The organism is Anaerolineales bacterium, assembly GCA_015075625.1.
Classification (GTDB): Bacteria; Chloroflexota; Anaerolineae; order Aggregatilineales; family UBA2796; genus UBA2796.
The window spans coordinates 442,755-469,667 of the sequence record JABTTZ010000001.1 but is presented as its reverse complement, the minus strand read 5'-3'; the positions used below and the strand labels follow the sequence as shown (position 1 = coordinate 469,667).

Annotated in this window: 25 protein-coding genes and 1 pseudogene; 22 read left to right on the top strand and 4 right to left on the bottom strand. The window is 52.8% G+C overall.

Annotated features, from left to right (window positions below):
• Window positions 1-106 precede the first annotated feature (106 nt).
• The 15 genes and pseudogenes from HS103_02045 (at window position 107) to HS103_01975 (ending at window position 10,935) form a co-directional block, all read left to right on the top strand.
• On the top strand, window positions 107-595 hold the full coding sequence (locus tag HS103_02045; protein MBE7511583.1) for a hypothetical protein: 489 nt from the start codon (window positions 107-109) through the stop codon (window positions 593-595).
• A gap of 17 nt (window positions 596-612) precedes the next feature.
• Complete coding sequence (locus HS103_02040; GenBank protein MBE7511582.1) at window positions 613-1,152, top strand: hypothetical protein; 540 nt, start codon at window positions 613-615, stop codon at window positions 1,150-1,152.
• A 116-nt stretch (window positions 1,153-1,268) separates the two neighbouring features.
• Entirely contained in the window at window positions 1,269-2,507 is a 1,239-nt protein-coding gene (locus HS103_02035) for a hypothetical protein (GenBank protein MBE7511581.1), read from the top strand.
• A 23-nt stretch (window positions 2,508-2,530) separates the two neighbouring features.
• A complete protein-coding gene (locus tag HS103_02030; GenBank protein ID MBE7511580.1) occupies window positions 2,531-3,637 on the top strand; it encodes a hypothetical protein in 1,107 nt (368 codons plus the stop codon).
• A 115-nt stretch (window positions 3,638-3,752) separates the two neighbouring features.
• A complete protein-coding gene (locus HS103_02025) occupies window positions 3,753-5,039 on the top strand; it encodes a hypothetical protein (GenBank protein MBE7511579.1) in 1,287 nt (428 codons plus the stop codon).
• The gene (locus HS103_02020; GenBank protein ID MBE7511578.1) at window positions 5,023-6,171 is read left to right on the top strand and encodes a hypothetical protein; all 1,149 of its coding nucleotides are present in this window, start codon (window positions 5,023-5,025) and stop codon (window positions 6,169-6,171) included. The genes HS103_02025 and HS103_02020 overlap by 17 nt, the downstream gene beginning before the upstream one ends.
• Entirely contained in the window at window positions 6,117-6,398 is a 282-nt protein-coding gene (locus HS103_02015) for a hypothetical protein (GenBank protein MBE7511577.1), read from the top strand. Before HS103_02020 ends, HS103_02015 begins: the two co-directional genes overlap by 55 nt.
• 127 nt (window positions 6,399-6,525) lie before the next feature.
• Complete coding sequence (locus tag HS103_02010; GenBank protein ID MBE7511576.1) at window positions 6,526-7,608, top strand: hypothetical protein; 1,083 nt, start codon at window positions 6,526-6,528, stop codon at window positions 7,606-7,608.
• Window positions 7,609-7,661: 53 nt separating this feature from the next.
• Window positions 7,662-7,838: a hypothetical protein gene (locus HS103_02005; GenBank protein ID MBE7511575.1), complete on the top strand. Its 177-nt coding sequence runs from the start codon at window positions 7,662-7,664 to the stop codon at window positions 7,836-7,838.
• A gap of 61 nt (window positions 7,839-7,899) precedes the next feature.
• A complete protein-coding gene (locus HS103_02000) occupies window positions 7,900-8,154 on the top strand; it encodes a hypothetical protein (GenBank protein MBE7511574.1) in 255 nt (84 codons plus the stop codon).
• 145 nt (window positions 8,155-8,299) lie between these two features.
• Window positions 8,300-9,118 (top strand): hypothetical protein, encoded by an 819-nt coding sequence (locus HS103_01995; protein ID MBE7511573.1) that lies wholly within the window; start codon window positions 8,300-8,302, stop codon window positions 9,116-9,118.
• A 210-nt stretch (window positions 9,119-9,328) separates the two neighbouring features.
• Window positions 9,329-9,616 (top strand): hypothetical protein, encoded by a 288-nt coding sequence (locus tag HS103_01990; protein MBE7511572.1) that lies wholly within the window; start codon window positions 9,329-9,331, stop codon window positions 9,614-9,616.
• Window positions 9,617-9,997: 381 nt separating this feature from the next.
• Window positions 9,998-10,084 (top strand): annotated as a pseudogene (locus tag HS103_01985) (chitin deacetylase).
• Window positions 10,085-10,227: 143 nt separating this feature from the next.
• On the top strand, window positions 10,228-10,374 hold the full coding sequence (locus HS103_01980; protein MBE7511571.1) for a hypothetical protein: 147 nt from the start codon (window positions 10,228-10,230) through the stop codon (window positions 10,372-10,374).
• 24 nt (window positions 10,375-10,398) lie between these two features.
• Window positions 10,399-10,935 (top strand): hypothetical protein, encoded by a 537-nt coding sequence (locus HS103_01975; GenBank protein ID MBE7511570.1) that lies wholly within the window; start codon window positions 10,399-10,401, stop codon window positions 10,933-10,935.
• A gap of 308 nt (window positions 10,936-11,243) precedes the next feature.
• Here the strand turns inward: HS103_01975 and HS103_01970 are convergent, their stop codons facing one another.
• The 3 genes from HS103_01970 to HS103_01960 form a co-directional block, all read right to left on the bottom strand.
• Entirely contained in the window at window positions 11,244-11,852 is a 609-nt protein-coding gene (locus HS103_01970) for an SMI1/KNR4 family protein (GenBank protein MBE7511569.1), read from the bottom strand.
• Between the two features lie 797 nt (window positions 11,853-12,649).
• Complete coding sequence (locus HS103_01965) at window positions 12,650-14,026, bottom strand: DUF2029 domain-containing protein (protein ID MBE7511568.1); 1,377 nt, start codon at window positions 14,024-14,026, stop codon at window positions 12,650-12,652.
• Complete coding sequence (locus tag HS103_01960) at window positions 14,023-14,811, bottom strand: sulfite exporter TauE/SafE family protein (GenBank protein ID MBE7511567.1); 789 nt, start codon at window positions 14,809-14,811, stop codon at window positions 14,023-14,025. The genes HS103_01965 and HS103_01960 overlap by 4 nt, the downstream gene beginning before the upstream one ends.
• A gap of 315 nt (window positions 14,812-15,126) precedes the next feature.
• Here HS103_01960 and pyrB point away from each other — a divergent pair, with 315 nt between their 5' ends.
• Together pyrB and pyrF are read left to right on the top strand one after the other, a co-directional pair.
• A complete protein-coding gene (pyrB, locus tag HS103_01955) occupies window positions 15,127-16,119 on the top strand; it encodes an aspartate carbamoyltransferase (GenBank protein ID MBE7511566.1) in 993 nt (330 codons plus the stop codon).
• Window positions 16,120-16,123: 4 nt separating this feature from the next.
• Complete coding sequence (pyrF, locus tag HS103_01950) at window positions 16,124-17,548, top strand: orotidine-5'-phosphate decarboxylase (protein MBE7511565.1); 1,425 nt, start codon at window positions 16,124-16,126, stop codon at window positions 17,546-17,548.
• 72 nt (window positions 17,549-17,620) lie between these two features.
• Here pyrF and HS103_01945 read toward each other — a convergent pair whose 3' ends face one another.
• Window positions 17,621-19,624: a cation:proton antiporter gene (locus HS103_01945; protein ID MBE7511564.1), complete on the bottom strand. Its 2,004-nt coding sequence runs from the start codon at window positions 19,622-19,624 to the stop codon at window positions 17,621-17,623.
• A 1,009-nt stretch (window positions 19,625-20,633) separates the two neighbouring features.
• Here HS103_01945 and HS103_01940 point away from each other — a divergent pair.
• The 5 genes from HS103_01940 to HS103_01920 all read left to right on the top strand — a co-directional run bounded on the left by HS103_01940 (window position 20,634) and on the right by HS103_01920 (window position 26,782).
• Window positions 20,634-21,692: a LacI family DNA-binding transcriptional regulator gene (locus HS103_01940; GenBank protein MBE7511563.1), complete on the top strand. Its 1,059-nt coding sequence runs from the start codon at window positions 20,634-20,636 to the stop codon at window positions 21,690-21,692.
• Window positions 21,693-21,821: 129 nt separating this feature from the next.
• Window positions 21,822-23,195, top strand: a complete 1,374-nt coding sequence (locus HS103_01935) for a sugar ABC transporter substrate-binding protein (protein ID MBE7511562.1) — start codon at window positions 21,822-21,824, stop codon at window positions 23,193-23,195.
• 233 nt (window positions 23,196-23,428) lie between these two features.
• On the top strand, window positions 23,429-24,424 hold the full coding sequence (locus HS103_01930) for a sugar ABC transporter permease (protein MBE7511561.1): 996 nt from the start codon (window positions 23,429-23,431) through the stop codon (window positions 24,422-24,424).
• A gap of 71 nt (window positions 24,425-24,495) precedes the next feature.
• Window positions 24,496-25,326 carry a carbohydrate ABC transporter permease gene (locus tag HS103_01925; GenBank protein ID MBE7511560.1) on the top strand — a complete coding sequence of 277 codons (831 nt, stop codon included), beginning with the start codon at window positions 24,496-24,498 and terminating at the stop codon, window positions 25,324-25,326.
• Window positions 25,327-25,453: 127 nt separating this feature from the next.
• Entirely contained in the window at window positions 25,454-26,782 is a 1,329-nt protein-coding gene (locus HS103_01920; GenBank protein MBE7511559.1) for a beta-glucosidase, read from the top strand.
• Window positions 26,783-26,913 lie beyond the last annotated feature (131 nt).

The window sequence follows — 26,913 nt, the reverse complement described above, 5'->3', positions numbered from 1 at the left end:
ACCAGACGGGACATACCTACTGTATACCCAATAATGCATCGGCGCTGCATGGTTTGATTTTCAAATGGTTTTGCCTTCACAGATAGAAATTGTCAACGTACCAAGCATGGTTAACCTTGATTTGAAAATTTTGGATAGTTCCTTACCCATAGCTGCCAACGAAAGACTTGTAATTCGCGTCGATATACTGGGAACACGCGAGTTTTATACGGTTGAAGCCAGACGAAAAGGGAAGGAATACGACGACGGACTCCCTGTAGTAGCCCCGGTGGATACACCGTTTGTCCTTATCCATCGCGTTAATCCCGATGATTTGTCTTACGGCACGTATGGCTTTCTTGCCCGAATAATCGATATTGATCGACGAACCATTGGTTCGCAATATACAACTGGGTATCTATGCAACAATGGTAAAGATATTGTCTTAAATGCAAACGATACCGGTGCAATCTGGTTAGTTCGCGAAGAGTTTTTTGATTCTTTAGCAGACATTCGCATTAGAGTGATCAACCATAACCCTTCTACAGAGACGCTGAATATCGATGTGTCACTTGGGCAGAACATCCCTCCCCCATCTCCGAGTGAATGTCAATAGGAGAGAAAATGCCTTCTATGAACGCCAAATCAACAACAACGATTCTGATTTCTCTGATAGCACTGTTGATTATTTTCATCTTGATGATTGGGTACATCAATATCAATCAGCCTGAATTCTTGACCGATAGCCAATTTGATGGAACGTTAACCGACGAGGCAATTTGGCTTCAAGTGACCATTTACTATGCGACTGTTGGAACGATGCCCCCGACAGCCCTCCCATCGAGAACATTTAGCGCGGGGGATCATGCAACAGCTTGGCATTTTCAACAAACTGCTTATTGGTCCGCCACACGATCACGGCTTGCTAATGATGCTTGGTTAACACAAATTTATTTTGAGACAATGACCGCCCTCGCCCCCACAGCAACCTCAACGCCCACCGCCACCCCAACATGGACTCCCCCACCGCCAACCGCGACGCCCCCTCTCCCCACTGCCTACCCTCATCCCACTGGCATTCCCGGCGGACAACCCCTTTGCCCCGGCGGTGGCGGCGAATGGATGTGGGTCGATGGCGAGTTGGTCTTCGTCTGCGGGGTGAGTTGGGAGTAGGGCGGACGGTGGCGGAGCGTCCAGAATAACCGGCGGCGGATCGTGTACACTGCCCGCAGATCGTTAACGGGGACTGCGGGAGTCTGCCCCTCCCGACGGCGACGCCGACACCAACCATGACGCCCACCCCCACCCCAACCCTCCCCCCAGCGGTCTGCCACGTTCTGATCCTGCCGAACTTCGGCACGCCCACGCCCACAGGGACGCTGACCGGCACACCACCGCCTGATCTGCGCCGTGTCTACCACACCCCTGAAGAAGCAGCGACGGAAACAGGCGAAGGGGTGTTCACCGTGCCAGCGGGGTTTGTGCTGGGGCTGTATCAACGGGCTAACCAGTACCCGGCGGTAGCCTTCACCCAAATCGTCCACGAGGGGACACTCTACAGCGGGTGGTTCAACAATGCCTACGGCACGCAGGTCACCAGCGGGGACTGCGGGAGTCTGCCCGTCCCGACGCCGACAGGAACGCCCACCCCTGACACCCTTGCTGATTATGGGATCGAACTGCGTGAAGACCAACAATCATGGACAGCCAGTGAACGTCAGGCGATCTTGACCGGTGCAGCGCGTATTGCCGATGCTTTTACACGCTTTGGCGTCCTCGGTGCAGCGCCACAGGCACGCTTCAAAACGGTGATAGGCAGTTCCCTCGTCTTCTTACGCCTTGCCGAAATCCAACCGACCAACAGTCCCTATGCTATCTACTATGACACCTCCGCCGGCGAATGCCGTGTTCACGATCCGATTCCATCCGTCATCAGCACAATAGTCGTTGCCTGTCGGGGCTTTATGCGTCAGACGAACACTTGGATCACCAATGGCGAGGTCTTGGAAACCGCTGCTGTTCATGAATTGGGGCATGTTCTCGACATTCGCAGCGGGAATCAGTTGCGAACCTATGTCGGTGCGTCCTTTATGCTGCCTGATTGCAGTACCGTTGGGGGGCGCATTATGGGTGTGACATCGGGCGGTACTTGGTTGCGGGGACAGCGTGGTTGGGGTACTGCTACTTTAGTTGATGACGCTCAATCAATCTCACAGTTCCAACAGAATCCGATGAATTCAGATGTTGAAACTGCCGCCGATATGTTCCTTAATTGGGTCTATCGCCGCACCAGTGATGTTGCCCCTACGGGCATTCCAGATAATTTTGTTCCCAATGGGGATGTCGCGACTCAACTTGATCAACTGAGTCCCGCCTGTAGTTACCCCGCTGCTGGTGTATGGCAGGGATTTCGCAACATCACGAAGACCAATTCCCCAGATGATACCCTTCCTGGTAACCGTCGCTATTGGTGGATGGAAGGGACTCTTGCCAGTATCTTTGAGAACTCTCGAAACAAGTGGCGTTAACTTTTATGATAAGGATAACCCCTATGGCACGTCACGTAGTTACCTCCCGCTCTCTTGTAGTTTTGTTGCTGTTTTTGATTGGCGGTATTTCCGTAGTTGCCCAATCTGACTATCCGCCGTTACGGATGACTGGAATTGCTTGGAGTCCAAGTGGGCGATATCTTGCAATGGGTTATGCGGATGGTAGAGTAAAAATAGCGGACACTTCAGTCTCAGATCTATGGGATTTAGGACGTCACCGAGGAAGTGTGCATAATCTTGCTTGGAGCAGTGACGATGTGCGCGTTGCTAGTGTTAGTGCAAGTCCAGATAATAGTTTGATGATTTGGAATGTTCCAAGTAGACAGAGAATTCATGCAATCCCCAATTTAGGAACTGATCTTTACGCAGTTGCATGGGAATCTAATGCAGAGCAGATTTTAGTGATCCCAATTGAAGAAGATGCCTACGTAATTAATGCTGTTTCGGGTTCCACGATTAGGACTCTCCGAATGGGATCGGTGTCAGACGTAATTTGGGATGTATTGGGAAATCAAATTATCATCGGTGGAATTGGCGCTATTGTGGTGTTGGATGCATCAACTTTAGGTGTTCAAAGTGTGATAAGTGAGAATACGAGATTAGAGGGTCAAGTAGTTAGCCTTGCTTGGAGTTCCTCGACACGCGCAATTGCGGCGGGCACAAGTAATGGGTATGTTTACATATGGAGAGAAGACTCTCGCCAGATCATTTTTGAAGGACGCGGAAACACATATCAGGGAGAAGATTGGCTTACAGGTTTTGTGGTAGCCCTATCCTTCTCGCCAAATGGTAGCACCCTTTCCAGTATCAGCGGCGATGGTACCTACCGTGTATGGGACATTGCGACGCAAACTATCCTTGAAAATCGTCAGCTTCCCGCTCCCATTTATGCGGCGGACTGGAGTCCTGATAGGACAAAACTTGCCTATGGTGGTGCAGATGGGGAGGTGCATATCGAGCCAATAATGCCCTCGACACCCCCTTTCCCTACCGCCTACCCTCATCCCACAGGCATTCCCGGCGGACAGCCAGCCTGCCCCGGTGGTGGCGGCGAATGGATGTGGGTCGATGGCGAGTTGGTCTTCGTCTGCGGGGTGAGTTGGGAGTAGGCGGACGGTGGCGGAGCGTCCAGAATAACCGACGGCGGATCGTGTACACTGCCCGCAGATCGTTAGCGGGGATTGCGGGAGTCTGCCCCTCCCGACGGCGACGCCCACACCAACCATGACGCCCACCCCACCCCAACCCTCCCCAGCGGTCTGCCACGTCCTGATCCTGCCGAACTTCGGCACGCCCACGCCGACAGGGACGCTGACCGGCACACCACCGCCTGATCTGCGCCGTGTCTACCACACCCCTGAAGAAGCAGCGACGGAAACAGGTGCTGGGTTGTTCACTGTGCCAGCGGGGTTTGTGCTGGGGCTGTATCAACGGGCTAACCAGTACCCGGCGGTAGCCTTCACCCAAATCGTCCACGAGGGGACGCTCTACAGCGGGTGGTTCAACAATGCCTACGGCACGCAGGTCACCAGCGGGGACTGCGGGAGTCTGCCCCTCCCGACGGCGACGCCCATGCCGACGGTGACACCGATACAAGCGGATTTATCCGCCTATGGAATCACCCTGCAAGGTGCTTGGTCACCAGAGGAAATCGCCGCCATTCACCGCGCCGTGACCGAGACTGCCCGTGCCCTTCATAGTCTCTCTCAACATCGCCTGACACAGACAGAGGCGCAGGTCTTCCAAACTGTGATGGGGTCACTCACACTGGTCAAGGGTGGAACCGCGTTGGGGATTTGCTTCACAGACAATAACACCGCCTCCATCTCCTGTGCCTTGCCCCTCATTGCCCCAGACAATGTAACCTATCTTCCCTTCACCGAGTATGTCATTGTTCATGAGTTTGGGCATGTCTTTGACAGCCGTGCCTCTTTGGGAGGACGCCCCCGCTTTGTGGATAGGATGAGTAGTGGCACTGTCATTTCTGATTGCACACCCAATGAGCCTAAACGGGTCATGGGTGAATATTCTATTGGTAATGTGCTGGAGCGCTCTTGGCTGCGCGGCGAACGCGGATGGGGCAGCGGTCCAGCACGTATTGGATTAGCTACGGTACGACAGGTAACACAATTCCAGCAAAATGCTGTGTTGATCGAGTTTCAAATTGATCCTACCACTGTCGATCATCAATTTCTAGTGCGCGAGGGCATTCCTCCACCAACAAATAATACTGATACTTCCGGTGCAAAGTTAAAGCGCGTGGAAGAAGCCCAAGCGGATATGTTCCTCAATTGGGTTTATCGGCGCAATGTGCAAGGGATATCTCAAAACGAACGAGCTGTATGCGACCAAGCAACTTCACCCCTATGGAATGGTCCTGGATTTCTGAATCAATCGTGGCTAAATGGAATACAGCAACCAGTATTACAACCTGCGGAGCGCCCCGGTGATATTCGATACCAATGGATGGATGCCCAAATGAAAGGTGTTTTCCATGATCAACAATGGTAGAGGAATAAAATTTTCTTGGCATAATATTGTTATTATGCTTGTCATTTTTACCTTCAATTTTAATATGAAAATGAGTGGACAAGCCAATGATGAAATCGTCATGATTAGTATTAGTAATTCGGGAAGTTTTGTTGCCATAGCAACGAATAATGGAGAAGTAAAAATACTCAATACAAGTACTATTCAAATAATAAATAGTATACCCGGACTATTTGGAATAGTAACCCAAATAGCATGGAGTAATAACGATGCTTTTATTGCCTTAGGAGCATCCGAAAATAATTCAAAGAATGGAAAAGTTTATATTTTTGATGCAACGACGGGAAATACGATCCGTGTGTTTTCTGATCTAGAAGGAACCATTTATTCCTTGGCATGGAATACTGAACACACACAAGTGCTTATTGGTTCCGAAATGATTGATGGTGGTGAAACTATCATTGGGGAAGTTGCCTCAGGGTTTTCATCTCAAATCTCACCTGGTCCTGCCACTTCTATAAAAATCAGCCCTGATCAATCTCAATTTGCGTTTGGCAATATAGTCGGAAAAATCAGGATAGTTAACTCTATAACTTTATCAACAGAAGTTCTATCGAACACGAACATATCCAGTGGACAACCAGTAATGCGGCTTCATTGGTCTTCAACTCAGCCATTTATTGCAAGTGGGCATCTTGACGGCATGATCGTCGTGTGGAATACACAATCTGGCACTATCTTACACACATTATCTGCGGCTGCTGCGATTGGCATGGACGCCGAGTACAGCCAAATGGTTTTGGCATTGGCGTTTGATTCAACGGGAATACGGCTGCGCAGCTTCAACCGTGAAGGGCGCATTCGCGTATGGGACACGCAAACATGGGCATTGATCGCCGAACAAATTGTGCCGGGTCCGATTTACGCCGCCGATTGGGACAAGACGGGAACGACTTTATATTACGGCACAGATTCAGCGATACCACGAGTTGTTCGCGCCCCCGATTTGCCTCCACTCCCCACCCCCACCGCCCTCCCGCACCCCATCTTCCCTCCCCCGGGCGGCGGACAGCCAGCCTGCCCCGGTGGTGGCGGCGAATGGATGTGGGTCGATGGGGAGTTGATCTTCGTCTGCGGGGTGAATTGGGAGTAGGGCGGACGGTGGCGGAGCATCCGCACGGTGATCCTCGTCCGTGCCGATGGGTCGGGGCGCGATGTCCATCCGGGGATGGCGTTCCTCGGTGTCCCCCCGACGTGGTACGTGCCGGCGCAGGGGCAGTCCACGCCGACACCCGTGCCGATGGCAACGCCGTTGGCGATGAATGTCCTTGTTCTATTCTGCAAATACAGCGATATACCCCCTCCCCCGCCTCCTTATGATGATCCCAACTGGTACCTGCAACAGATTTACTCAACCACATTCCCAAGTGTTACCCATTTTTGGTCTACCCAATCACGCGGTAGTGCCACCTTTCAACAGGTTACTTCTCACCCATATTGGCTAGACATGTACGATACCTATGCCAATTTGGTGAGGACGGATTCACTTTTCCTATTTCAACGCTGCGCAGATCGTGCTTTTTCGGAAGGGGTAAACTTTACCAATTACTCAAGGAGCAACAACGGAACAGTTATTATGATATTTAACCATCTTTTAGTGGGTGATTTCACAGGTGTTGGAGCAACGTTTCTCAAATATGCCCCTCCCATAAGGCTTGGCAATACCCTTTATGACGTTGCTCCTATGCTTATTGCTTACGTGGATCGCGCCATTTCTCCTCAGCCTTCCATCCAAAGTGGAATTGCCCATGAAATGGGTCATACCTTAGGTCTCTATCATACGGTCTCCCCTTATTACACACCTGAACCCGGTCATTCCTATGGATCGGCATGGGATGTCATGAGTAGTGATACGGGAAGTTACATGATTTACCCTACCCCTGCACCATCGAGTACGGCAATACCCACCTTTGTTCCCTGTGGACAGTGGGATCACCAGACGGGACACACCTACTGTATACCCAATAATGCATCGGCGCTGCATGGTTTGATTTTCAAATGGTTTTTGCCTTCACACATAGAAATTGTCAACGCACCGAGCATGGTTAACCTTGATTTGAAAATTTTGGATAGTTCCTTACCTATAGCTGCCAACGAAAGACGTGTGATCCGCGTCGATATACTGGGAACACGCGAGTTTTATACGGTTGAAGCCAGAAGAAAAGGGAAGGATTACGACGACGGACTTCCTGTGGTTGCACCTGTGGATACACCGTTTGTCCTCATTCATCGCGTTAATCCCGATGATTTGTCTTACAGCATGTATGGCTTCCTTGCCCGAATAATCGATATTGATCGACGAACCATTGGTTCGCAATATCGAACAGGATACCTCTGTAACAACGGTAAAGACACACACCTAAACGCAAATGACTCTGGAGCAATTTGGGTACCTAATGATGAGTTTGTTGATTATTTATCAAATATCCAGATTAGGGTAAATGACTATAACTCTATGACGCAAACATTCAATATAGATGTGTCACTTGGGCAGAACCTACCATTCCCCTCTCCTAATGATTGTCCATAGGAGAGAAAAAGCGTAAGATGAGAACCAAATCCAGACCAACCATTTTGATTTCTATGCTATCCCTATTGATGCTGATTATGGCGATTCTTGGCTATAACAACATCAACTCATCTAAGTTCTTATCCAATAATCAGGTTGATGGAACGTTAACCGACGAGGCAATTTGGCTTCAAGTGACCATTTACTATGCGACTGTTGGAACGATGCCGCCTACAGCCCTTCCCCTCTAGAACGTTTAGCGCAGCCGATCACGCCACTGCTTGGCACTTTCAACAAACTGCCGAGGCTTTTATGATTCGCTCCTGGTTAACTAACGATGCCAGACAGACACAACGGTACTTCAATACCCTCACCGCCCTCGCCCTCACAGCAACCCCAACGCCAAGCCCATCGAAAACCGCAACGGCTACTCCCACCTCAACCCCTACGCGGACTCCCACGCCACCCTTCGGCGGTGGTGGTGATCCCCTTTGCCCCGGCGGTGGCGGCGAGTGGATGTGGGTCGATGGCGAGTTGGTCTTCGTCTGCGGGGTCACGTGGGAGTAGTCTATCCATAGACGACGAACGATGCCCGCACGGTGATTATCGTCCGTGCCGATGGGTCGGGGCGCGATGCCCATCCGGGGATGGCGTTCCTCGGTGTCCCCCGACGTGGTATGTGCCGGCGCAGGCGCAAGCAACGCCGACTCCCGTGCCGACACTAACACCTACTTGGCTACCTACCAAAATAGCGACAGCGAAAACGCTGAACATCCTCACCGTATTTTGCCAATACACACCGGACCCTGTCAACCCACTGCCAACGCCGCCCGTTCCTTACAGCGTCCCCTACCTTGTCAGCCTTGAACTCGCCAAGAGGGTGTTTCCTAGTGTTGTCGATTTCTGGTCGGCGCAATCTCAAGGGAAAATAACGCTCAACATGGTAGCGTTTCACTCTTCTTGGTTGACGATGGACTATACCAGCTATGAAGATTCCTTAGAGTACCCTTTAGTCGCTACAGACTGTCTGACTCAGGCTATACAAGATGGGGTCGATCTAAATCCATTTATGCGATCCAATAACGGCATTGTGATCCTCTTTTTTGACTACTTCTTATGGAATAGGGCAGCCGCGTTTACGCCGTCTCTGGGAATAATGCCCCAAATCTATATCGATGGCTCGCTTTACGCGATAGACCCTATCTTTGTGGGGAATGTTCAGTCGATGATCAATATCCCCTCTCTTCAGGCAACAGTTGCCCACGAGATCGGACATATTCTTGGGTTACTTCACTCCTATTCGCCTTACTATGTCCCAGGGGATGTCTATGGATCGTCATGGGACGTGATGAGCGATGCACTGGGCAATTATTCTATTTACCCAACGTTACCAGCCACAACTACAGGTACCCCATCGCCTGTCCAAAAAACATGCGGGCAATGGGATACTACTGGTGAGTTGTTCTGTATACCGAATAATGCGATAGCTTTTCATCGGTACAGATCAGGTTGGTTTCAACCGACACGTTGAGGAAGTTGGCAGTCCATCGGCACGCATTATCAAGCTTAAGGTGCTAGATAGCGCTCCTATTAATCAGAGTGCGAACGAAAAATATATGATACGAATTGATATACCCCACGTTTCGAGCATGATAACCGATCGTTTTATACGATAGAGGCGAGAAAACTGGGGAATCTTTATGATAAAGGACTGCCCATACTGATCGATAGACCCGTGATTTTGATACACCGCATTGAGGATGCAAGTGGAGTTGCAGTTGTCGTTGATATTGATAAACGGCGTGCAATGGCAGGTTATGAAGTGAGGTATGTCTGCAATTTAGGGAAAGGATCAACGGAAAACCCAAACGATTTGGGAGCAATTTGGCTTACAAATCAGATGTTTATTGATGAGAAGACAGATATTCAGGTGAAAGTAATTGGATATGACCCAATAACGGAAACGTTCACCATTGATATCCAGGTGGGACAAAATGCGCCGCCACCACTACCAGACGAATGTCAATGACAAATAGGGAAAATCTCCAAGTATCATGAAATCAAAATTTGCGACAACCTTCTGGTTTGCTGTGGTTCTTTGGTTTGCTTAGGAATATTAATCAGCAATATGGACATTCCCAAATTGCCTCTGAGAGCGTTTGGTGCGCCAGCACAAGCCTCTATTGATCTTGACGCTACGCATTCCTTAATATTACTCACCGTGACGGTTTATTATGCAACGATGGGTACTCCACCCCCGCCCGCACCTCCTACCGAAACGTTCACTTTGGGCGATCATCTCACCGCCGATCATTTCCAGAAAACTGGTTATTGGTCTGCCACTCAATCACGACTTACGAATGATGCTTGGGTGACGCAAATGTATGGTGAAACTCTCACCGCCCTCGCACCCACAGCAACCCCAACGCCAAGCCCATCGAAAACCCCAACGGCAACTCCCACATGGACTCCCACCCCGACGGCAACGCCCTTCCCCGCAATTATCCCCTACCCTACTGGCTTTCCTCCCGTCTGCCCCGGCGGTGGCGGCGAATGGATGTGGGTCGATGGGGAGTTGATCTTCGTCTGCGGGGTGAGTTGGGAGTAGTCCATCCATAGACGACGAACGATGCCCGCACGGTGATCCTCATCCGCGCCGATGGGTCGGGGCGCGATGCCCATCCGGGGATGGCGTTCCTCGGTGTCCCCCCGACGTGGTACGTGCCGGTGCAGGCGCAGTCCACGCCCACGCCCGTGCCGACGTCTCCGTTGGGCGTGTGTCCATAACCAGCGACGCGAAAGGTACTTTCGATGAAACGACGCCTTAGGTCAGGCTTTGGGCTCACGATGATGCTCCTCACCGTGATTGGTATAGTGGTGATTTTTGTCAATGGACAGCGCATTGCCCCGCCAGCCTATCTTGCCCCTGCACAACAAGCCACCGATCTATGGGTGGCTACGTTACGTGCTAATTCACGGCTGACGATGACCATAATTTACGCTACTGTAGGGACGCCCATCCCTACAGCCCGTCCCTCAAATACCTTTACGTTAGGTCAGCATCTGACCGCCGAGCATTTTCAAAAAACTCGTTATTGGGATTATGTTCATTCTTGGCTTACTAACGATGCCAAAGAAACACAAGATTACTTCAAGACACAAACCGCCCTCGCCCCCACAGCAACCCCAACGCCAAGCCCATCGAAAACAGCAACGGCTACTCCCACACGGACTCCCACGCCACCCTTCGGCGGTGGTGGTGATCCCCTTTGCCCCGATGGTGGCGGCGGCGAATGGATGTGGGTTGATGGCGAGTTGGTCTTCGTCTGCGGGGTCACGTGGGAGTAGTCCATCCGTAGGGGATTCGTACAGCGCGTCCCTTGACACTGTACGGGGGGGGGTAATATTAGTGGCGGTCTAAGATTATACAAACGAGATCGCCGCCCTATGCGCTGTCGGATGCGTTTGTTCATTGCCCTTCTGTTTCGCTACCCCAATGTCGTGATAAATTCACGATAGCCAACTGGGAAAGTGATATTGAGTGTTGCCCCAACGTCCGACACCACTTCCTGCGTAATCGAGTTGAGTTCGCCGCCAACGACCTTTACATTTTCCAGCTTCATGCCCGAATCATCCTCTATTGGCTCAATCATAAACTATGAAGCCAACCAGTGATCAACATATCCTTCAATCCACTGGTAGAATGTCACACGGTTGCCCGGTTCGATGGGGATAGCACGATCATGTTCATCACTCCCCTGTGGGGTAAATGGCTCTGGTGCAACTGAAAAACAGTCCCACCGATCATCCCACCAGACATTACCGCGTTCAGTGCCGGATACGACTAGGATGTAACGAGTCGTACAACCGCCCGAACACAGTGTCAGTGCCCCGCGAACTGTCCCTATTTTCTGGCGCACCTGTTCCAGATAGTCGGCTTCGTCGTCAAATTTATCTTTGCCAAGCCAAGCCGTCGTAAATGGAAATGGCGCAGAAAACAGATCATTGGGAATAGGAGTATCAGAAAAGTAACTAACCGCGTCTTCAACTACCTCATCGAGCGAGAGCAGAAGCGAATAACCATCATTTAGCAGCTTGACATACCCCACGCTGAGCAAGAGCCGACGATAGTTCTCTGGCAGGATAATATTCCAGCGATTCTCGAAACCTGTTACGATTTCTTCTGATACCGGCTGAAACTCGACCTTATTGATTTGGCGAAGCATGTTAAATTTTTCAATGACTCGATCAAAATCATTTTCCATCGCTTATACCTTCCATCGCTGTCCAATGCGTGTTCACTCTGCGCCGTCAGATTTCCAGCTTGATAGTTCTCAAAAGGCTGACCATCAACAAATATTAACCAATGGTGCAAATAAAGGTTAGAGGGTATTCATCGTGTCTGTCACCACGTATCCCAAGCGAGGTGTTTCTCAGAGCGCCCCAAAGAGGCAGATTAAGGGGGAAGCCCCCTCAAAAAGTGACTACTCCCTTCTCCCATTGGGAGAAGGGGGCAAGGGGGGATGAGGGCTTCCGCGTTCTATTGCAGTACCCTCACTGGTTGGACTGCAACCAGCCTTCTTACAAGAAGAGCGGGCGTCGTTCGTTTACCCCTTAGATCACCACCGCCTAGCCCATCGGTAAGTATATTGTGATAAGCGGGGCTGTCAACCACGAAGGGGTCAATCTCCTTGAAAAATGCTGTAGGTTCTGTTGATAGTGTAATTCCCGTAGGGGCGCCATGCCTTGCGCCCAGCGCCGCCCGTAAGCGCCCGCCGCTAAAGCAGCGGGCTAGGAGTAGCCACCCTTTCAGGGCTTGGAAACGCTAATCCCCACCCCGTAAACAAAAAGAGGGAAGCTCTCCCCCTTTCTCCGCGTGCGGGGAAAGGGGGTAGATAGGGATTCTGAACCAAAATGTCAACACACCCTAGTTCGTTTGGGCAGGCAAGCCTTTCTCCTCTCCTGCCCTTTTTTCTAGCTGCTGCTCCCTCAGCCGTTTACGGGGAGGGGGGTGGGGTTGTTGGGTCAGTCTATCTCTACTTAGCTGTGTAGTGGACTACTATCACCAATAGAGCGGGGGGTAACGCAGACGGTAGAGAATTTGCCCCGCCAAAACACTAAGCAGGAGCAGGATTCCGAAGCGGTTTACCGTGATCATCCCTTGTCCAATAGGGATCGCCGCCCGATGCAGCCGAGAGCGGCGAGGAGGCACAGCCAGCGGAAACACGGCGATGCCCATCATTTCGACCAGAAGGCAAAGGTTAAGGGCAGCGATAGCAGCCGACGCCTGCGGTATCCAGAGCGCCGCCGTAAGCAGCGGCACGCCGAGGACAATCACAAGGTTGTAGGTGAAGGTATAGATACTCCCTATTGCCACGAAGATGAGTCGCCGTTCCTGCACGAGGGCAACTATGCTGAGGACAACACCCGGATATAAATAGCGCTCATGGATTTGCGTAGGAAGGGTGAAAAAAACCATGTAGAGCGCCGCCGCCCAGACGAATTCCCGTCGTTCAGCGGGGTCTGTTCTTTTCGCGCCCCGCCATACGGCACACAGGATTAAGAGCGTGCAGACGCCCAAAGCAGCAAGTCCCGCCTGATTCATGCTCAGCGGAAGGGAGGCACTGAGAGGCTGTGAATCAAGCGTGTAATCATAGGGGAAGGGCAGGGCAAATTTATGGGGGGTGACGACATACCATAGATTGAAGGCATTCACGGTGATCACGGGATATTTCCCTACCGCGCCGAAGTAAGGATGGAGCGCTTCGTCAAAACCGCTGCCCATCGCAAAAGGAAACACCGCCGCCGCCACGATGAGCACGGCAATAATCACCCCGCCGAGGGCATTTCGCCAACCATAACGGCGAAAGCAAACGACGACGAGCAGCGGCAAAAGGATCACGCTTTGTATTTTGGCAGTGAGCGCCACGCCGAACAGTCCCCACACCCACCAGCGTTTATCATGGTGAAGCGCGAATAGGGCGGCAACCACAATAAGGACGTAAAGCGAATCGACCTGTCCCCAGAGCGCTGTATTGAGGATGAGTGGTGGGCAGAGGGCGATCACTGAGGGAACAGCCCACCGCCACACCGCCCGCCGTCGCAGCCAAGCATAAGCAAGGGCAATAATTCCAAGTTCCGCCCCAATAGGGACGATTTTGAAGATCGGAATCAGCGCCGGATTATCAGCGAGGAAGGGCGTTTCTCCCCACGAATGAATCGCGCCAATGACCCCCAAGACGGTGATGTAGAGTGGCGGCGCGTCGGTAGGATGCTGGCGGTAGACGCTGAAAAAGCCGAACTGCTTCATGCTCCATGCCCGCCGACTGTACCAACTGAGATCGCTCTCATGTCCGCTGTCGGGAACAAAGCCCATCCGCAGCAGCAGCGCGGCGAGGAGAATCACCGCCAATGGCGACCAGACCCGCAGGCGACTCACGCGGCGTAGGTGCGAATGAAAAAGAGGATCGTGACGAAAAAGGCGATGGCGATCACAATCCGGCGGGCGATCTGTGGATCGAGACGCAGCGCCAGCGATGCGCCGCCATAGCCGCCGAGAACTGCCCCGGCGATGGTGATCAGGGCAATATCCCAATAGACCAAGCCAGAGAGGACAAAAATAACCACCGCCACGCCATTGATCAAACTCGCCAGCAGCACCTTCAGGGCGTTCATGCTATGGATGTTCGTCATGCCCATCAGCGAGAGCAGCGTAAGCATGAGAACACCAATTCCGCCGCCGAAATAGCCGCCATAGGTGGCGATTACCAGTTGGATCACAATGGCAGCGGGCGAGGGGCGGTTATCCTCCCCGATCAGCGGGCGCTTGAACAGCCGATTTACAAACTGAGTGATCCGTTTGCTGAAGGTGAACAGAAGCGTTGCCACCAGCAGCAAGAAGGGCAAAATCTTATCAAAGATTGTCGCCGGCGTTGCCCGCAGCAAAATCGCCCCTAGAATGCCGCCAATCAAGCTGACCGCCATCAAGCCGAGGACGCGCCCCCGATCTTGTTTGGCAAGTTCCTTGCGGTAAGGAGCAATGCTCACCATCGAGCCGGGCCACAGGGCAACAGTATTCGTGGCATTCGCATTGAGCGAGGGGATAGTCCCCCCCAAAAAACGAATGGTTGGAAAAAGAAGGAAACTCCCCCCTCCGGCGATGGAGTTCATCCCTCCGGCAATGACTGCCGCAAGGAAAAGGAGAATAGCTTGCAAGAAGGTCATGTGTATACTTTCTGCAGGACTGAGTATAGGGACGGATGGTAATCATAACTCGTTGCGTGAAAAACATCAGCTACAGCGCACCCCTCGAAATTGAACGACTCTCCGCGTATAATTCCCCCAATTTGCCACCTACAGCATTTTTCAAGGAATTTGACTCCTTAATGGTTGGTAGCCTCGCTTATCACGATATACTTACTGATGGGCTAGGTGGTGGTGATCAAGGGTGTAAACGAACGACGCTCACCCTTCTTGTAAGGAGGCTGGTTGCACCCCAACCAGTGAGAGTACGGCAATAGCAAAAAAGAAAGACCCCAGATGACCTTCGCCTCTAACCTGATCAACGTCCAATCGGCACGCCTCCCCTTTGCCACCCATCACAGCGGGCATTTTAAGGGGCAACATATTCTCTCTGTCTCCCAATTTTCGCTTGACGACCTCGCCTACATCTTTGATGTTGCCGAGGAATTTCGGCTGATTGTCCGCCGCATTGGAATCATGGATTTGCTAAAGGGGCATGTCTTGGCAACGCTCTTTTATGAGCCGTCCACGCGCACCTCGTCGTCATTCATCGCCGCCATTCACCGCCTCGGCGGGACGGTGATCCCGATCAGCGAGGTGCGGTATTCCAGTGTCTCCAAAGGCGAATCGCTGCCGGATACCATCCGTACACTGGAATCCTATGCCGATGTGATCGTCCTCCGCCATCCAGAGGTTGGCTCAGCGGCGTTAGCGGCAAAATATGCTCGCAAACCGGTGATCAACGCCGGAGATGGCATTGGCGAACACCCCACCCAAGCCCTGCTTGACCTATTCACCATTCTCCAAGAGCGGGGCAGCATTGACGGGCTGACGGTAACCATGCTTGGCGACCTGAAATATGGGCGGACGGTTCACTCGCTTGCCAAGCTGCTCAGCCTGTTCAACGTGACCATCCATTACGTCTCGCCAGGGGGCTTGGCAATGCCCCCTGAACTTGTTGCCCAACTGCGGGAGAAGGGTATCACCCAGTACGAACACCGCAATCTGCACGATGTATTGGGGCAGACCGATGTTCTCTACGTCACACGCATCCAAAAAGAGCGCTTCAGCGACCCCGCCGAGTATGAACGCCTTGCCGGAAGTTATGCCATTACGCCGGCGATTATGGGCGAGGCAAAACCGGATATGGCGCTCATGCACCCGCTCCCCCGCGTGGGCGAAATCACCATGGAGGTGGACGATGACCCCCGCGCCGCCTACTTCCGCCAGATGGAGTACGGTCTGTACGTGCGGATGGCGATCCTCGCCCTTGTCTTGGGGAAGGCGTAACCGGATGCCCTCTCTTTTTGACCGCCTAGATGCCCGCGCTCAGCAGATCGACAGCTTGCTGTGCGTGGGGCTTGATCCTCATCCTGCTCTGCTTAAACAGAAGGTGAATCGTCAGGATGCATCGGGGGCACTCGCCTTTTGCAGTGAAATTGTCGACCAGACTGCCGATCTCGCCCTTGCCTATAAACCAAACAGCGCTTTTTTCGAGGCACTGGGAAGCATGGGCATTGAGGCACTTCGGGCGCTGATCGCCCGCATTCGGACGGCGGCGCCGGGGGCGTTGGTCATCCTTGATGCGAAACGGGGCGATATAGCCAGCACAGCGGATGCCTATGCCCGTGCCGCCTTTGATTACCTTGATGCTGATGCACTGACGGTGAATCCCTATTTGGGAAAGGAATCGATCACACCCTTCTTAAATCGTCCCAGACGAGGTGTGTTCGTCCTTGCGCTCACCTCCAACCCCGGCGCCGCTGATTTTCAACACCGCGAGATTGGCGCTGCCCCGCTCTATCAGCATATTGCGGAAACGATGGGCGCTATGGGAGAGGATCACCCCGGACAGGTGGGGTTGGTCGTCGGGGCAACCGACCCCCACTCCGCAGCAAGGGTGCGGCAGGTGAACGCTGAGGCGTGGTATCTTGTCCCTGGGGTGGGGGCGCAAGGTGGCGACCTGAGCGCCACACTGCGGGCGACGCGCCGACCAGACGGAATGGGTGTCCTCATCACTGCCTCGCGTTCGATTGCCGAAGCGGACGATCCCCGCGCCGAAGCGCTCCGTCTGCGGGATGCGATCCGCGCCGTTCAGCCCGTACAAGGCAGTAACACGCTTGCCGCTGCTGAGCGGCGTTTGGCGCTGGCGCTTTACACCACAGGCTGTGTAAAGTTTGGGACGTTCACCTTAAAATCTGGCGCGGAATCCCCCATCTACATGGACTTACGCCGCCTGATTAGTTCGCCCCCCGCCATGCATGAGGTGGTGACAGCCCTTGCCGCGCTGGTGAGGCGGGCAGCGCTCCCCTATGATCACCTTGCCGCCCTTCCTTACGCCGCGTTACCCATTGGGGCTGTGTTGGCTTACACCATCGGCGCATCGCTCATCTACCCGCGCCGCGAGGCAAAAGACTACGGGACAAAGGCTGTGGTGGAGGGGGTTTTCAAAGCGGGCGATAGGGCGCTTGTTGTTGACGATCTCGCCACGACGGGGGAGAGCAAATTTGAGGCGATTGAGAAGTTGACTACGGCAGGGCTGACCGTCAGGGATATTATTGTCGTGTTGGATCGGGAGGGCGGCGCACGAGAAACGCTGGCAAAGGCGGGCTATACCCTCCACAGCCTGATCACCCTTTCCCACCTGACGGCGATTTTAGCGGGGGAGGGGCTGATCACAGCGGCACAACACGAGGCGGTAAAGACATATCTGCGCTAAGTAAGACCACAGTTACATAAGCCCGCTGCTAAAGCAGCGGGCAGAGTTTTATGCGGTGCGACAGAGTCCTAGTTACTGATCTTCGACAGGCGGATTGATGATTTTTGCTGCCGAGACCAGTTCTTCAGCAGTTCCAATGAAGCCTACCATATCGCCTTGCATAAATACCATGTTGGATTTTGGATTCGGCAGTACCTTCTTATCTCGTATTAGTGCAATCACTGACGCGCCAACATTCGCTCGCAGGTTAGTTTCCGCCAGGTTTTTACCAAGAATCGGGCTATTGGCTGACACAATTTGCCAGTCAATTTCCACTCCTCTTACAGCTGAGATAAGCTGATCAAGGACAGGATGGCTTTCGTGATCTGGGCGTATAGCTTTATAGGCATCCTGACGGACAGCATCAACGTAATGTTGAATTTGAGTCATTGGATAATCCAAGATCATCAAGGTGTGACGTACAATCTCCAACCCGCCTTCAAGCTCAGGATGAATCACATGACGTGCCCCGTGCTTTGATAGCCGTTCAATACCTGATTCTGTCCCTGCTCTAGCAATAATTGGCAGTGTAGGAGCCATAGCATGAGCAGCGGCGACAACAAGTTCTGCGGCGGCCTCATCTGGAACAGTAACGATTAATGCACTGGCGTGATCCAACCCGGCATGGGTAATGACTTCCGAGTTGGCGGCATCGCCAAAGAGGATCTGAATGCCTGCCTGCTGCATCTTTTCTGCATGTTCAACATCCTGTTCAACCACTAGGTAGGGTAATTTCAGATGCTCAAGCACGCGGCCAATATGCGTACCAACACGACCATACCCGACAATCACAACATGTCCGGTTAAGCCTTTATGCCCTAAAAGGGGGGTAGGTCCACCTTTTTCCATCCGATTCCAAAGAATTGGTATCTGCTGAAGGATGCGTTCAATCGTTGGAATAGCCCGAAACATGAGCGGGTTAACGACAATGGAAAGCAGCGCGCCAGCCAAGATGAACCCATACTGATCGCGGGTTAGAATACCAAGCGAAACGCCAGTTTGCCCCACAATAAATGAAAATTCACCAATTTGACTCAATCCCGCTGCTACCACAATTAAGGTGCGCCCCGAAGCAGGCAGAATAAAACTCAGAAGGAGGGTCACAATTCCTTTGCCAACAACAATTAAGATGGTGAGAGTAAGAATTGGTCCAATGTTTGCGACAACTGATGTCGGATTAACCAGCATTCCAACCGAAACAAAGAAAAGGACAGTAAAAACGTCGCGGAAAGGGATTATCTCCGCACCTACCTGATGGCTAGTCTTTGATTCGCTAACGACCACCCCTGCCAAAAAAGCGCCCAGTGCTAGTGACACACCGAAAAGTTCGGCTGCGGCAAATGCTGTTCCAAGTGCGAGCGCTACGACGGCAAGGATGAACAATTCACGAGACCGTGTATGGGCAATACGTGTAAGTATCCATGGCATAAAGCGTGCCCCGGCAAAAAGCATGATCACAATAAATAAACCTGTTTTGAGAATGACCAGTCCAACGCTTGCTAGCACGTTATCTGTGCTACCTAGCAAGGCAGGCATGAGTACCAAGATAGCAACTGTTGCCAAATCTTCAAACACAAGCCACCCAATGGCTACTTTACCATGAGATGTATTTAGCAAGCCGCTATCGGCTAATCCTCGTAAAAGGACAACGGTGCTAGCAATCGAGATGGATAATCCAAGAACAAGGCTGGCGTTCATCGACCATCCCCAAAGTTGGGTAAGGATAACGCCAAGGAATGTGGATGCCAGCGTTTGTAACACAGCTCCCGGAATGGCAATGTGTCGCACACTCCATAAATCTTTCAGCGAAAAATGAAGACCAACCCCAAACATCATAAAGATGACACCCATTTCAGCCAGCTGGCTGATGGCGCTGGCATCTCCAACAAAGCCTGGAGTAAAGGGTCCAATGATCAATCCTGCCACGAGATACCCTACTAGGGCAGGCAGACCAAGTCTTCTCGCGACATATCCACCAATAAAGGCGGTAAGTACAGCCATCGTAATTGTGGCAAACAGGGCAAGATCATGAGGCATCTGTCCATCCTTTCCTTAACTACCGATTTCCAATTCTTAAAAATGGGGTGGTATTTATTGAGTGGGCGATAATATACTGGCTTCTGCGATTTGAAGTGTCGACAGAGGCTATTTTATATACCATCAAGAAAGGTCTCTTGATCCCTATACTTCTTAGCTATGCGTTCATCCCCGCACATATACCACCGTATCCGCTGTACCCATCCATGTAAAACTGGCAAGTGCGCTCTGTACAAGTAAGCCGTTCGCGGTGACTTCAAAGACAATACTACTCTGGAATCCAAGCCAGCCACTCCACAGATTGGCCTTCCCTAAGGTTCAGTTGCTGGCACAAAAGTGCTTGGAGAACAGAATGAAACAATCGTCATCCCAACTATATAGCCAATGGTGCAGAGTCCCCTAGAACGCCGCAGCCCTCGTCCCTCTAGCCCCCTTCTCCCATTGGGAGAAGGGGAAGTACTGTTTCTGAGAGGACTCCCCCTCATACTACCCCGTTGGAGTGCTGCGGAAAGTACTTCACAAAGATACAGACTGCGACAATGGCAATGGATACAGCCCTAACATTAATTTACACTATTCACTATATATCCTAGCTTGCCTAAGTATTTGATGCAACACATTCCGAATGAATGTGGGTGCTGCTTAACGAAATCTGATCCATTTAACGATGGGGATATTCCAGTCACGCAACATGCCCATCCGGGACAAGCAGATGCGTATCGTCAAATGCTTTAGGGTGTGAAGCGTCTCCAAGGCACGTGCTGCTGTATTCATGCGCTCATTTAGCATTTTTTGCCACCGTAATACCTATCAGTGAGAACACATACACGCCCCGCAAATGACATGCCTCATCTTTCTTTCACGTAGTTTGTACAAACTGCCTAACGAATTTAGTTTGGGGTCTTGACATGCACTTAAAATCCGTTCTATACTGTGTCCAATGTTTTGGGAACGCTCCCAATTTTCAATGGAGCGGGTTTTTCTAATTTTTTTGTGTAAGGTTTTCTTCATGAACGGGCGAAAGCGGCTTAATCTAGAGGATATAGCGGAAAAAGCGGGCGTTTCCCGATCTACGGTATCGCGTGTCGTGAATAATGACCCGAACGTGAACGAGAAAACCCGCGCCCATGTCCTCATGATTATTGAGCGCGAACGGTATACTCCAAATCCCGCAGCGCGGATCATGGTCACCAAACGCACGAATGTGATCGGCGTTGTATTCCCCCACACCTTTCAGCAGTTCTTCAACGATCCTTACTACTTCCCTGCCTTGTTGGATGGGGTGAACAGCACCGCTCATAAGCAAGATTATGGGATGCTGCTGTGGGTGCGTCACGGTGGCGAGGATGAGGGGATTTTCTACCGGCGCATCCTCCAAAATCGGTTGATGGATGGCGTGTTGATCGCCTCAGCGACAACCGATACACACCTCATTCAACAACTCTTGGATACGAACACCCCCTTAGCGATGGTCGAACGCCCCATTGCCTATGAAGACCGCATCAACTACGTGACGATAGATAACGGCGTGGCGATGCACAAAGTGGTCGCCCATCTGGTAAAACGTGGGCGGCGGCGGATTGGTGTCCTTGCCGGGGCGATGGACAACATGGACGGCAAAGAACGCCTTGTTGGGTTCTTCGAGGCGCTCAAAGAGCATGGCTTGCCCTACGACCCCGATCTGGTGGCGTATGGTGAGTTTAGCCGGACCCGCGCACGGGAGGCAACCCGCCACCTCTTGCGCCGTCCGGGGGTGCGAGATCGGATGGATGCGCTTGTTTCTTGCAGCGACATTATGGCACTTGGTGCTTACGAAGCCTTTGAAGAAGCGGGTGTGAATATTCCCGAAGAAATCGCCGTTGTTGGCTTTGACGATCTGCCAACGGCAACACAACTCAAACCCATGCTGACGACCATCCGGCAGCCAATCCGCCAAAAGGGGGAGAGCGCTACGCGAATGCTCATTGAGCAAATTGAGACGGGGCGGGCAGAGCGCCACCACGACATACTTTCTACCGAACTGATTGTTCGTGATTCATGCGGGAAACGCCGCACAGCAAAACACTAAACCATTTTTTTAAAGGGGGTGATGAGGCGGCATTGACAGGTCTTGGACTACGCAACCGATTTTTGCTGACATCGATCTGGCTTTTCAGATCATAGGTTACAGACTGACGCAGGATTGAGGAGAATCATCATGTCGAAGAAGTTTTTCCGTTCGTTGCTTGTTTTGGCGCTGGTATTGGGAGCGCTCCCATTCTTTACCGCCCGCGCCCAAGAAGTCACCTTGAAATTGTGGATCATGCCCAATGGTCCCGACCCGGCGGGCGCTGTCTCTGCCGAAATCGCCGCCTTTGAAGCCGCAAACCCAGGCTATAAGGTTGAGTATGAAATCCTTGACTGGGGTTCGGCGTGGACGCGCATCACGAACGCCGCCGTGTCCGGTGAAGGTCCCGATGTGACCCAACTGGGGACAACATGGGTTGGCGCGATTGACGCGATGGACGCGCTGCACCACTTCACCGATGAAGAAATTGCGGCAATCGGCGGCAAGGATAACTTCACCGCCGCCTCGTTGAACACGGTTGTCCGTGCTGATACGACCGATGGCGCAGTGGTTTCGCTGCCATGGTTCACCGATGTGCGGGCGATCAACTACCGCGCTGACATTTTTGCCGAATTGGGCATTGATCCGGCGACGGCATTTGCCGATTGGGACAGTTTCACCAAGACGCTTCAGACCATCAAAGATGCAAAGCTGATGGGCAAGGATGCCGAGGGGAAAGAATTCCCCATCTACCCCATTGCCTTCCCTGGCAAGAATGACTGGAACGTGCTGCACAACTTCGCCCCCTGGGTGTGGAGCGCTGGCGGCGACTTGATCTCGGCTGATCTCAAGACAGCCACCTTCAATGACGAAAAGTCTGTGGAAGGCGTGGCGTTCTATGCCAGCTTGTTCACCAGCGGCTTCACCCCCCCCGACACGCTTGAACTGAACAGCGCCCAGGTGGACGGGTTGTTGAGCAGCGGCAAGGCGGCGATGATCGTCAGCGGTCCGTGGAACGTTCCGAACAGCCGTACCTCGATTGATAAGAACGGCTGGTCCGACCCCTCCAAAGAAGGCAACTTGTGGCCCGAGGCGTATGCCGTTGCGGAAATCCCCGCCGGTCCCGCTGGACGTTACACCTTCGTTGGTGGCTCGAACCTCGGTGTGTTCAAGTCCAGTGCAAATCTGGAAGGCGCTGTGAAGTTGGCGCAGTTCCTCGTCAGCGATAGCAGCCAAGCACGCTATACACAGACCATCGGTATGCTGCCGACGGCGAAATCGACCCTTGCCCTTGCCGAATTCGCTGGCGATAAGGACTACTCGGTTTTCATCAGCGCGGTAGAAAATGGTAAGAGCTACCCGGCAATCGCCGCGTGGGGCCCGATTGAAACCATCATGGTGACCAACCTCGGCGCACTGTGGGACGATGTGGCGGGTGTGAATGGCGCGTTTGACGCCGCCAAGATGATCCCGGCACGCCTTGCCGCCGCCGCTGAAGAAGTGACGAAGGCATTGGCGCAGTAGCTATCTCTGCAACGCCCTCTTTCCCACAGGGGAGAGGGCGTTCACTCACCCGCTGGATACCTATCGGGCTGAGATCAGACCATGTAATAAGCACTGTCTTCTCCCATCGAATGAATGATGGGAGGAAACATCGCAACTAGGGTGGGCGCAGGGTTGCTCAGGGCTTTGCGCCCCCGTCGTGAATTCAGCACAGCAAGACAGCGATCACAGGAGGGCGGTTCACCGCACAGGCTATGGCTACTCTCGCAGGGTCTACCTATTTACCCAAAGTGAAACAGATTGGTTTTTGGGGGCGCGTGCGACGCTATCGCTTTGCCTACTTCATGATCGCCCCGACCCTCATCATGATGCTTTTGATTTACGCTTTGCCTATTTTACAGGGGATTCACCTGTCTCTGCTGGATGCCAACGGCGCGGCAAAAATGCGCCTCTTTTTAAGCGCACCCTATCATGAGCTTGAGAATTACGGCGAGTTTTTTGGTGGGCGAACAAGCGCTGGCGCACAGGTGCTGTTGAATGCGGCAAAAAACACCTTTATCTACACAAACGTTGTGAATGTCGCCAACATTGGGATAGGGTTGACCGCCGCGCTGCTGTTGAACCGCCGCTTTAAAGGGCAGCGCCTCGTTCGGACGCTCGTTTTACTGCCATGGATTGTCCCCACCTACGCTGTTGGCATGATGTGGGCGAATATGTGGCTGCGCGAGACAGGGATCATCAACAATATTCTCGTTGATGGCTTGCATTTATTTCCGGCGGATAACCGTCCTTTCTGGCTGATTGGTCCGAATGCCTTTTGGGCGGTGGTTGTTCCCACTGTGTGGCGTTCGATGCCTTTCAATACAGTCATGATGCTGGCAGGCTTGCAAGTGATCCCGGCGGATCTTTATGAGGCGGCAAACGTGGATGGAGCAAGCACCTTCCAAAAATTCCTTTTCATCACCGTGCCTTTGTTAAAGCCTGTCTTGGCAATCATGCTCCTGTGGGGCGTCATTGGAACGGCGTTCGGCTACAACATTGTGGCGATGATGTTCGGCAACGGCGCTGGTTTCCCCGGCGAATCGGCTGACCTATTGATGCCCGCCCTTCAGCGGCAATCGTTCCAACAATACAATTTCGGGTTGGGTGCAGCCATGTCCGTGATCATGATGGGTGTCATGATGATCTTCGTCTTGGCATGGATGCGCACCTTCCGTGAGACACTCACCCAACAAGGAGGCGCACGATGACGCAGGCACTCTTGGGGACGACACTCCCTGTAGACACCGCCCAACCCAAGAAGGCGGAACGTCGCCTACGAATGGGGCAGGAATTCTGGTCAAACCGTTTTGGCGATTTTCTCTTGTTGTTGATCGTGATGTTTGCTCTGTTCCCCATCTTCTGGATGGTGATCACCTCCTTCAAGAGCAACCAAGAGATCGTCAACAACCGCCTGTTTCCAAGCGAACTGCGCTGGCGGAACTATGTGGACTTATGGGATCGTGTCAATTTTGGGACGAGCTTTATCAACAGCATCGTCATCAGCACACTGGCAACGGTGGTCGCCACCTTTTTCTCAACCTGTGCGGGCTATGCATTAGCACGCTTCAAATTTCCCGGTGCGCCGGTGTTTGGGGGGGCGGTCATTGCGACGCAGCTTGTCCCGGGCATTTTGATGATGCTGCCGCTTTATTTGACCTTTGTCAACATAAAACGGACGACGAACATCTCCATCATTGGCACGCCCGGCGGGTTGATCATGCTTTACGTGGCGTTCTACATCCCGCTTAGTTTGTGGATTGTGCGGGGATTTTTCGCGGCGATACCGACAGAATTAGAGGAAGCGGCACAGATTGACGGGGCATCTCAATTTCAATCGTTCTGGATGGTGGCGCTGCCGCTTGCCCGTCCGGGGATTGTGGCAACGGCAATCTACGTCTTTTTGACAGCGTGGGATGAATTGTTCTTCGCTCAGGTGATGAATGTCCAGACGATCCCGCTTGGTATTCGGAACTACATTGGGCAGCAGGCAAACCGTTTTGATTACATGATGGCAGCGTCGGTGATTGTCACCATTCCAGTAGCGATCATCTTCTTTGTCTTGCAGCGGCACATGATCAGCGGGCTAACGGCTGGCGCGGTCAAGGGGTAGTACGTACCCCCTCCCCAAAAAACCGTTAGGGTTGGACAGGTGAATCGTTAAAAGCAACTCGTAAGGCACATTCTGCGCGGGGATTTGCTCTCCGCGCCTAACGAACGATAACAGGGGGCATTCAGCCATGACAGGGCATTTTCCTGAAGGGTTTGTCTGGGGCGCGGCAACGGCAGCGTTCCAAATTGAGGGGGCAGCCAATACAGATGGACGCGGCGTCTCCATTTGGGACACCTTCTGTCGCACACCGGGCAAGGTGTTCAATGGCGATACCGGCGACGTTGCCTGTGACCATTATCACCGCTACGAGAGCGATATTGCGCTGATGACCGACCTTTGTTTGCGGGCATACCGGTTCTCCATTTCGTGGGCGCGGGTTGTTCCCAATGGGACGGGGGCAGTGAACCCCGCAGGTCTTGATTTCTATGATCGGCTGGTGGATACCCTGCTTGCCAAAGGGATTCAACCCTACGCCACACTCTACCATTGGGACATGCCACAGGCGCTTCAAGATCGCGGCGGGTGGGTCTCGCGGGAGGCGCCGACTGCCTTTGCCGCTTATTCCGAGGCGGTGGCGCGGCGCTTGGGAGATCGTGTTAAGGACTGGATGACCATCAACGAGCCATGGGTTATTTCCATGATGGGCTATGGGACGGGCGACCATGCCCCCGGTCTGCACGATTGGAAAGCAGCCCTGCAAGCCTCGCACCATGTTCTTTTGGCGCATGGCGAGGGGATGCGGGCGGTACGGGCAGCCGTCCCCGGCGCACGGGTGGGCATTGTCCTGAACACAACGTGGGTTGATCCCGCCAGTGAGGTAGCGGCGGATAAAGAAGCGGCAGCACGCTTTGATGGGTTTTACACCCGCTGGTTCGCTGATCCCGTGTTCACGGGGGCATATCCAGTGGATATGATGAACTGGTATGGCACCCAAGCGCCGACCATTCACGAAGGGGATATGGCGTCGATCAGCGCCCCAACGGACTTCCTCGGTGTGAACTATTACAGCCGCGTGATTATTGGCGCGGGCGATCACGACTCGCACTTGAAGGTGCGCTATGTGCGTGGGGCGGGCGAACATACGGCGATGGATTGGGAAGTCTATCCCGATGGGCTTTACAACAGCCTGAAGAAATATGCGGCGTACCAACCCAAGAAAATCTTTGTCACCGAAAACGGCGCTGCCTATGACGATCAGCCCAGTGGGACGGGCGCAGTCGAAGACCCCCAACGAGAGGCATACCTGCGCCATCATCTAGCGGCGGCGGCGCGGGCGATTCAGGATGGAGTCCCGCTGGCGGGCTATTTCGTCTGGTCGCTTTTGGATAATTTCGAGTGGGCGCTTGGCTATTCTAAGCGCTTCGGCATTGTCTATGTCGATTACGCGACGCAAAAACGGACGCCCAAGCGGAGCGCCCTCTACTACCGAGATGTCATTCAACGGAATGCCCTCTAACGACATTCACCATCTTCCATGTGGTCTAGCAGCCCCGACACAGGCTGAGTCTTACTTAGAGCGGACACATACTTAAATACGGAGCGGATCGCAAGGGCGGGGGTGTAACTTCCGCCCTTGCGATTCTAATT

What these genes read in the sequence shown, in the direction of transcription:
- HS103_02045 (MBE7511583.1), top strand. Translation starts at nt 107, where the DNA reads ATGGTTAACCTTGATTTGAAAATTTTGGATAGTTCCTTACCCATAGCT.
- HS103_02040 (MBE7511582.1), top strand. Translation starts at nt 613, where the DNA reads ATGAACGCCAAATCAACAACAACGATTCTGATTTCTCTGATAGCACTG.
- HS103_02035 (MBE7511581.1), top strand. Translation starts at nt 1,269, where the DNA reads ATGACGCCCACCCCCACCCCAACCCTCCCCCCAGCGGTCTGCCACGTT.
- HS103_02030 (MBE7511580.1), top strand. Translation starts at nt 2,531, where the DNA reads ATGGCACGTCACGTAGTTACCTCCCGCTCTCTTGTAGTTTTGTTGCTG.
- HS103_02025 (MBE7511579.1), top strand. Translation starts at nt 3,753, where the DNA reads ATGACGCCCACCCCACCCCAACCCTCCCCAGCGGTCTGCCACGTCCTG.
- HS103_02020 (MBE7511578.1), top strand. Translation starts at nt 5,023, where the DNA reads ATGATCAACAATGGTAGAGGAATAAAATTTTCTTGGCATAATATTGTT.
- HS103_02015 (MBE7511577.1), top strand. Translation starts at nt 6,117, where the DNA reads ATGGATGTGGGTCGATGGGGAGTTGATCTTCGTCTGCGGGGTGAATTG.
- HS103_02010 (MBE7511576.1), top strand. Translation starts at nt 6,526, where the DNA reads ATGTACGATACCTATGCCAATTTGGTGAGGACGGATTCACTTTTCCTA.
- HS103_02005 (MBE7511575.1), top strand. Translation starts at nt 7,662, where the DNA reads ATGCTATCCCTATTGATGCTGATTATGGCGATTCTTGGCTATAACAAC.
- HS103_02000 (MBE7511574.1), top strand. Translation starts at nt 7,900, where the DNA reads ATGATTCGCTCCTGGTTAACTAACGATGCCAGACAGACACAACGGTAC.
- HS103_01975 (MBE7511570.1), top strand. Translation starts at nt 10,399, where the DNA reads ATGAAACGACGCCTTAGGTCAGGCTTTGGGCTCACGATGATGCTCCTC.
- HS103_01970 (MBE7511569.1), bottom strand. Translation starts at nt 11,852, where the DNA reads ATGGAAAATGATTTTGATCGAGTCATTGAAAAATTTAACATGCTTCGC.
- HS103_01960 (MBE7511567.1), bottom strand. Translation starts at nt 14,811, where the DNA reads ATGACCTTCTTGCAAGCTATTCTCCTTTTCCTTGCGGCAGTCATTGCC.
- pyrB (MBE7511566.1), top strand. Translation starts at nt 15,127, where the DNA reads ATGACCTTCGCCTCTAACCTGATCAACGTCCAATCGGCACGCCTCCCC.
- pyrF (MBE7511565.1), top strand. Translation starts at nt 16,124, where the DNA reads ATGCCCTCTCTTTTTGACCGCCTAGATGCCCGCGCTCAGCAGATCGAC.
- HS103_01945 (MBE7511564.1), bottom strand. Translation starts at nt 19,624, where the DNA reads ATGCCTCATGATCTTGCCCTGTTTGCCACAATTACGATGGCTGTACTT.
- HS103_01940 (MBE7511563.1), top strand. Translation starts at nt 20,634, where the DNA reads ATGAACGGGCGAAAGCGGCTTAATCTAGAGGATATAGCGGAAAAAGCG.
- HS103_01935 (MBE7511562.1), top strand. Translation starts at nt 21,822, where the DNA reads ATGTCGAAGAAGTTTTTCCGTTCGTTGCTTGTTTTGGCGCTGGTATTG.
- HS103_01930 (MBE7511561.1), top strand. Translation starts at nt 23,429, where the DNA reads ATGGCTACTCTCGCAGGGTCTACCTATTTACCCAAAGTGAAACAGATT.
- HS103_01925 (MBE7511560.1), top strand. Translation starts at nt 24,496, where the DNA reads ATGGGGCAGGAATTCTGGTCAAACCGTTTTGGCGATTTTCTCTTGTTG.
- HS103_01920 (MBE7511559.1), top strand. Translation starts at nt 25,454, where the DNA reads ATGACAGGGCATTTTCCTGAAGGGTTTGTCTGGGGCGCGGCAACGGCA.